Annotated in this window: 5 protein-coding genes; 2 read left to right on the top strand and 3 right to left on the bottom strand. The window is 64.7% G+C overall.

The features are described from left to right. The first annotated feature begins 321 nt into the window (after positions 1 to 321). Together C5H89_RS01935 and C5H89_RS01930 are read left to right on the top strand one after the other, a co-directional pair. On the top strand, positions 322 to 639 hold the full coding sequence (locus C5H89_RS01935; protein ID WP_104105427.1) for a DNA gyrase subunit A: 318 nt from the start codon (positions 322 to 324) through the stop codon (positions 637 to 639). Between the two features lie 806 nt (positions 640 to 1,445). Continuing rightward, positions 1,446 to 2,618 (top strand): hypothetical protein, encoded by a 1,173-nt coding sequence (locus C5H89_RS01930; RefSeq protein WP_104105426.1) that lies wholly within the window; start codon positions 1,446 to 1,448, stop codon positions 2,616 to 2,618. 180 nt (positions 2,619 to 2,798) lie between these two features. On the opposite strand, the gene C5H89_RS01925 is transcribed toward C5H89_RS01930, so the two are convergent. The 3 genes from C5H89_RS01925 to C5H89_RS01915 form a co-directional block, all read right to left on the bottom strand. Beyond that, positions 2,799 to 3,737, bottom strand: coding sequence for a DUF2971 domain-containing protein (locus C5H89_RS01925; protein ID WP_104105425.1), 939 nt, complete (start codon positions 3,735 to 3,737; stop codon positions 2,799 to 2,801). Positions 3,738 to 3,914: 177 nt separating this feature from the next. Then, on the bottom strand, positions 3,915 to 5,339 hold the full coding sequence (locus C5H89_RS01920; RefSeq protein WP_162799167.1) for a hypothetical protein: 1,425 nt from the start codon (positions 5,337 to 5,339) through the stop codon (positions 3,915 to 3,917). A 145-nt stretch (positions 5,340 to 5,484) separates the two neighbouring features. Further along, positions 5,485 to 6,078, bottom strand: a 594-nt coding sequence (locus tag C5H89_RS01915) for a hypothetical protein (RefSeq protein WP_205304812.1), incomplete at its 5' end; no start/stop codon positions are given.

Genomic DNA, 6,078 nt, shown 5'->3' with positions numbered 1-6,078 from the left:
GGTCGGATCGAGGTCTCGGGTGTACTCGCGGATGGGGCTGGTGTCGGCAACGTTCTGACGTTCGAGTTGGCGGAGGTGAACCAGACGCACCTCGCAAGTTGGATCAGCAGTCTGGACGACATCGAGAGGGCGCACCCGGCGATCGGCATGCCCTAACCCGGACGAGGTCACCGGCAGACGGTATGTCCACTCGCGACGGAATGACACACATCCTGGAGTGCGCGATTTGCGGCAGATCCGTTCTTGCGGCGGCCCGCGGAGTGGTGACTCCGTCAGACGTGTGATCGGACGGCTCGGCAGCGTGAGTGGCATCCTGCTGGAATGAGAGAGCGAGACACGGAGATCTCCGCTAGCGCCGAACTGGAGCGGGCTCGGGATGAGTTGCTCATCTTCGAAGCCGTCGAGGAAGCTGCGAGCAACCCGCATGATGTGCTGGACGTGTTGCTGACTTCCGCGGACTCCGAGTCCGCTGGCGAGGCACTTCAGCGGCAATTCGGTTTCACAGAGATGCAGGCGGACGCGGTGATGAGCTTGCAGTTCAGACGGGTCACGCATATCGAGAGACGTAACATCCGGGAGCGTTGCGAGGCGTTGACCGAAGTCATCAGCGATCTTGAGGCCCAGGCCCATCGTTCCTGAACAGCGCTGTCAGCTGACGTCGTGCCTCGCGGGATCACGAGGCCATGGCAGACCGTCGCGACTCGAAGCTGATGAGTACGTCAGGCGGCAAGTCGGGCGGACCCGTGGCGCGGGCTGCCCATGCCTCTCTGGCGACGTAGGGTCCGGCCATGCAATCTCGGCGCATTTCGAGGGCGTGCCTATTGGGTGCCTGCCTGTTGCTGCTGGTCGGTCTGTTCCTGTGGTTCGACAACCCGACAGTGAACGTCAGCGCATCGGACCTCAGCGATGGCGGACCGGCGGGCGAGGTTGGCTGCAGCATCGCTCCGTGGGACGCCGGGCTTAACGACAACCGTGATGGACCAGGCGGTGAGCACCCTCGCACCTACTTCGACGAGGTTGCAGCCGAGTGCTACTCCGCCAACACAACGAGGTTCAGCGCCGCTGTGGGCAGCGGAGTCCTCGCACTTCTCATGCTGAGCGTCGGCGTTATGGTCGCAGTCAGGTCGAGACGGCCAGTGCCGGCGACGTAGCAATGAAAGCCGTGCTGGCTCACCTCATGAGGATGTGCACGTGGCGGTCATAGGCGGGGGAAGATGCACTCCTGGCGGTACGCAAGAGTGCGGTTGGACGTGCCCACGTTCGGTGCGTGCACTCGGTTTGGGACGCAAGCACCATCGGGGGTAGCGGCCCGTCATGTTTCGCGAGGCCGAGGTGGCCGTCGCCCTCCAACTACGACCTGCTGCGACTTCACCTGCAATTATCCGGGTGTCCGACCGACAGGTCCCGGCGTGGGAGGCGCGATGCGGAGACCGCATGCTGCTCTGGTGACGCTCGGGGTCGTGCTGGGAATCGGCGCGGTCAACGGCTGCACCGGCAACGACCCCGACCTCGCGCCGGGACGTGGGACGGTTGGCCAGGCCCCTGCCTCGGGGGCAGCGTCCTTGGTCTCGGACTCCGGTCGGACCGAGGTCGCTGCACTGACGGCGCCGATGCGCGTCGCGCAGGTCCGGTGGGCGCGCGGCAACGTCCCGCGGACCGTGCCGGAGCCCGACGATGCGCTGCCCTCGCTGCTCGACGATCCCCCTGGGCGAGCGCTGGTGGCTTCCTACGTCCCCCGCCCGTCCTCGGGGTTCGACGGTGAGGCGGTCGAGTTCTACGGCCGGGACGGCCGTTGGCGTCGGCTCGACCTGGGAGATCTGGACCTGCCGCGGGATAGGTGGTCAGGAGGTGACACCTACGGCGCGGGAGCGCTCTCGCCCGACGGCCGCTGGTGGGCCGGACCGATGCACGCCGGGATGTTCCTGGTCGACCTTCGCGACGGCAGCGCGACGGTGCGACGGGTCGCGGGTCCGTACGGCATGGCTTCGTTCGCCTGGTCGCCCGACAGCGATGAGCTGGTGCTCCTCCTGGCCGGTCACAGCACCAGGGTCTCCGTGCCCGACTTGAAGACCGAAACCTTCCCGCGCCCTGGCAAGGCCTACCCCGTCACGCACGTCTACCCTCGGCTCCTCGCCGACGGGGGATGGGTGGAGTGCCCGTACCGCCGAGCCCACCTCGTCGCGTGCCAGACCTACGGGCCCGATGGGGCGCTGATCGAGGAGCGCCCCGTGCCGGAGGACCTCCAGCACAAGGGGGCGGGTCCCTGGGGGAGCGCTTCGGCCGATTCACTCGACGAGGTCGAGGAGACAGTCTTCTACAGCCTTCCCCAGGGGTACTCGGGGAACCGGAGCCACGACTGGGAGGTGCTGCGGACCGATCTCGACTTCCGGGCCGATGCGCGTCTGGTCCTCCCAGCAGGGAGCGAGATCAACGCGCTCGACAGTGCGCTGAACCGCAACGTGCTCGGACTGGCTGCCCTCGACCGGAGGCTCCAGCTCGCTTGGCTCGCCGAGGAGCAGGTGATCGTCAAGGTCCTTCGCCCCGGCGTCGGCGCTGGGGGCGCAGGGCAGGACTTCTGGAACATCGCGTACGCCCGCGACTTGGTCACAGTTCGCTAGCGATGACAGTGGCGCGCTTTCACTCATCGGCACAGCAGTGCGTCTCACGCGGGGGTGTGACGCGCTCATCGCGGTCTGGCCGGAACCCAGGGTGAGCCTCGTCTACGCGTCCAGGGCGCCCGTGTGACTCGGCGAGCGGCACTTGGGCCCATTGATACCACCGCGAAGCCGTCGCGACCATCAGCGCAGCGGTACCTCCGAGCGGCTGACAGTTATTCCTCGAAGCCCGTTGTTGCGTAGAAAGCTCTCGACAGACTCGACGTGCTCCTCGTGTAGCAGAGGCCCAAGCCGAACTGACCTGATCGGCAGTACTTCCTCTGCGTCCTTCTTGGGTAGGACGCGGTACGAGCCGCTGCCGGAAGGGTCGGTTACCAATTCCGCATATCCCATGATTCCGTAGGACCCAGCTCGGTACTTGATGTGCCTTTGCTGCATGAAGAACGTCACAACGATGCGGACCTCGTCCTCACCCGAGAAGCCGGGTTCCTTGATGAGGTGAGCGATCTCGGCGAGATCGTTGTAGGCCTCCTCGCCGAAGTTCTGAAGTGCTTGATCCTTCTCGTCGGGGTCAGCGGTTGAAGACCGAACGCTCGCGGTGGTGGCGTCGATTTTGTCAATCAGTGCCTCGAGGGCCTGCACCATTTCGTCTTCGCTATAGATGACGTGCATCCACGGCCTAACCTCAACGACATCTCCTGCCGCAGAAAACGACATCCTGCCGGAGGAAACGGGGGTTACGTCGTATTCCGTCGCAACAGTGAGTGAGACAGCGGGGTCGAGTTCGACCGCGTACCCGTTGCCGCGGTTCGCGTACAGACGCCACTGGTTCGCGTCGTCGGGGCGGGTGGAGGCACAGAGAACGAATACTTCATGGCTGCGCCTGAGCGGGTCCTTGGCGTGATTGCGGAGCAGGTCCACCGCGTCGCCAGCGGGCTGGCTGTCCAGCCAGAGGCGGATCTTCCGCCAGCCTTGCCGCACCTCGGCACGGTCGTTCATTCCAGCCGCTTCGGAGGCCCAGAGCACGCGACCTTGAACCAGGCCGATCAGAGCACCCGCGCCCGTGTAGTGAAACACAGGCTCGGTCGCGACCCGGACACCGGCCAGCGCTACGGAGGACATGCCAGCAACCTAGTCGTCTCGTCCAGTCAGCACATGAAAGTGGCTCGATTGTCATGGCCGGCCCGTATCGAGGCAGTCCGCGTGCCCGACAAGCGGCCGAAAGACGCACTATCCCGGAAAGTCCGACGGCTGGTAGACCCGGCGCCGGCGGTTACATCGACCCATCACGGAACAGATTCACCCGGACTCGCTGGGCGATAGGCGTTCTTCGACCTGCTCCGAAAGCCATCGGATCTGGCCGTGTCTGGCGATGGACTCGAAAGTGGCGTCAGGTGCGTCGCACTCGCGAAGTAAGCACATGACGAAGAGCCAGTAGACCTGCTCGGCGAGCACGTGCTCGCCAACCTCGCCGGTAATGCGGAACGGGTCGTCGTGATGAGCGAGCTGGTTGCGCACGAACTTGACGCGCTTCGCCCAGACCGGTGCGTCTTCAACGATGAGGTCGGCAAAAGTAGGTCCGGCGTAGTCGGCGCACGCGATGATGCGGTCGACGAACGAAGCGACATGCCACTTCCCGTCGCGAAAGACTTTCGGTGCATCGGGTCGGCGCACCTTGTCGAAGCGCTCGAGGGCGGCGGAGGTGTTCATGATGCGGTCTTCGAGATACATCGCGTCGGTGTACCTCGTCGCCATGACGCGCCTCAGCTCTGTGCGGTAAGTCGAAGCTGCGTCAAGCCACCGCCGGACACCGTCGGCGCCACCCAACTGCTCAAGATCGAAGTACAGGTCATGCTTGCGGATAGAGGAGTCGTTGCTACCGCGGTGGGCCCAGCGGTTCAGGTAGGTGATGTCATCGCGGAACGCTGGGACGGGTGTCCCGTCAAGGGTGTGCTGGTGCAATTGCGGGTGTTGGAGGACCGCTCGGGTGATGTCAGCGGTCTTGCCGGCGCCGATGGTCACCAGCGCTCGGATGTCGATCGCAATGTCCGTGAACCGTTCCAGTTCACCCATCGGCTCAATCTTGATGACGAGTTGCCAGGATTGATCTACTCCACTGGCGTGCTCGTGGTCTCCCGTTTGACGGAGCAGTTGGCGCAGTTCAACGATCGCGTTCTCGTGGGTGGTGCTGAATGCTGGCAGATCGGTACCTGTAATGACGATGAAGGGGTCGACATGGCTGCCGCTCAGTTGGGGGTACTCGATCTCAAGGCCAGAGAGGTTCACCCAGCTGGAGAGGTGACTGAGGTCGAAGATCGCACGGTCGGCTTCGATTTCTGAGGGGTCGGTGTACCAGGCGCCGTGCAGCAGAGCGCCCGGCGAGATGTGCTCCGGGAACTCCTCGAGTCCGTGGAAGCCCACGCTATTGAGGCTTAGGGAGTTCAGGAGGGTGTACGCCTCCTCGCGGCCTGCGTTGGTTTTGTGGCTCCCCAGGATGACCGGGTAGTGCCTTTCTAGCTTGTTCGGCCGCACGCGGTACTTCTGGACGCCGCCGTCTGCGAGGTGGTTGTCGAGGATGACCGGCTTGCGGAGCTCCCCCATCAGTTTCAGATCGCCACCTCGATCGGGGTCCCATGTAAGCCGCCCAGGCACTCTGCGGTCTGGGTAGTCGGGGAGCCACCAGTAGGCAAGGACGTCGGGGTGGGCGAACTCGGAGACACTCACCAGACCAGAATGCGCGGCAGCGGGGGCGGAGCGCGGACGGCGCGGCGAGGAGCGCCAACCAATCTTGCGGCGGATGGACGCAGTTCTGCCACTCCAGATCCACGAGGCCTGCCCGTAGGTCAGGCGCCCGAAGAGCCGGAGAACGTCAGCCGTTCAGTCGCCGATAGACTGTGCGGCTGACCTTGGCTGCCACCTTGGCTGGGGGGTGTGCCGCGATGCCGAGCATCCCCCCGAGGCCCGCGAACACCGGCAGGTTGAGGAGCAACGCAAACACGATGGAGCCGACGAGAAGGTATACGTATCCCGCGACGGCGTCCTCTTTCAGATCCCGCTCGGAGAGGCCGGCGGCAGCCAGCGCGCGCTCCACGAGCGCTGCCACCCAGGATGAGACCAGCGCCGCGTCGTCGACGAGCAGGCCTTGTTCGTCGACCGGCAGGGGAACGGCGTAGACGGCCTTAAGGACGACGGCCTGGATGACCTCATCAGTCGGGACAGCCTTCGGTGCTGCATCACGGGCCGCACCCACAAGCCGGTGAAGCTCCTCAACATCCAGCACGGATGCACGCCGTGCCATTGCAGTGACACCGTCTTCGAGGGAGTACCGGACGCCAACCTTCAGGAAGTTGGAGGTGATGCTGCGTGCCATGGCCGCGCTGAGTGACGCCGCGTTGAACTTCGGCATGAAGTCCGCTGCGGTGACCATTGGAGCCATGCTCGCGACCAGGTCCGCCGCGTTGAA

The organism is Nocardioides sp. 616, from assembly GCF_002930065.1.
GTDB classification, from domain to species: Bacteria; Actinomycetota; Actinomycetes; order Propionibacteriales; family Nocardioidaceae; genus Nocardioides; species Nocardioides houyundeii.
This window is presented reverse-complemented; position numbering and strand designations above follow the sequence as displayed.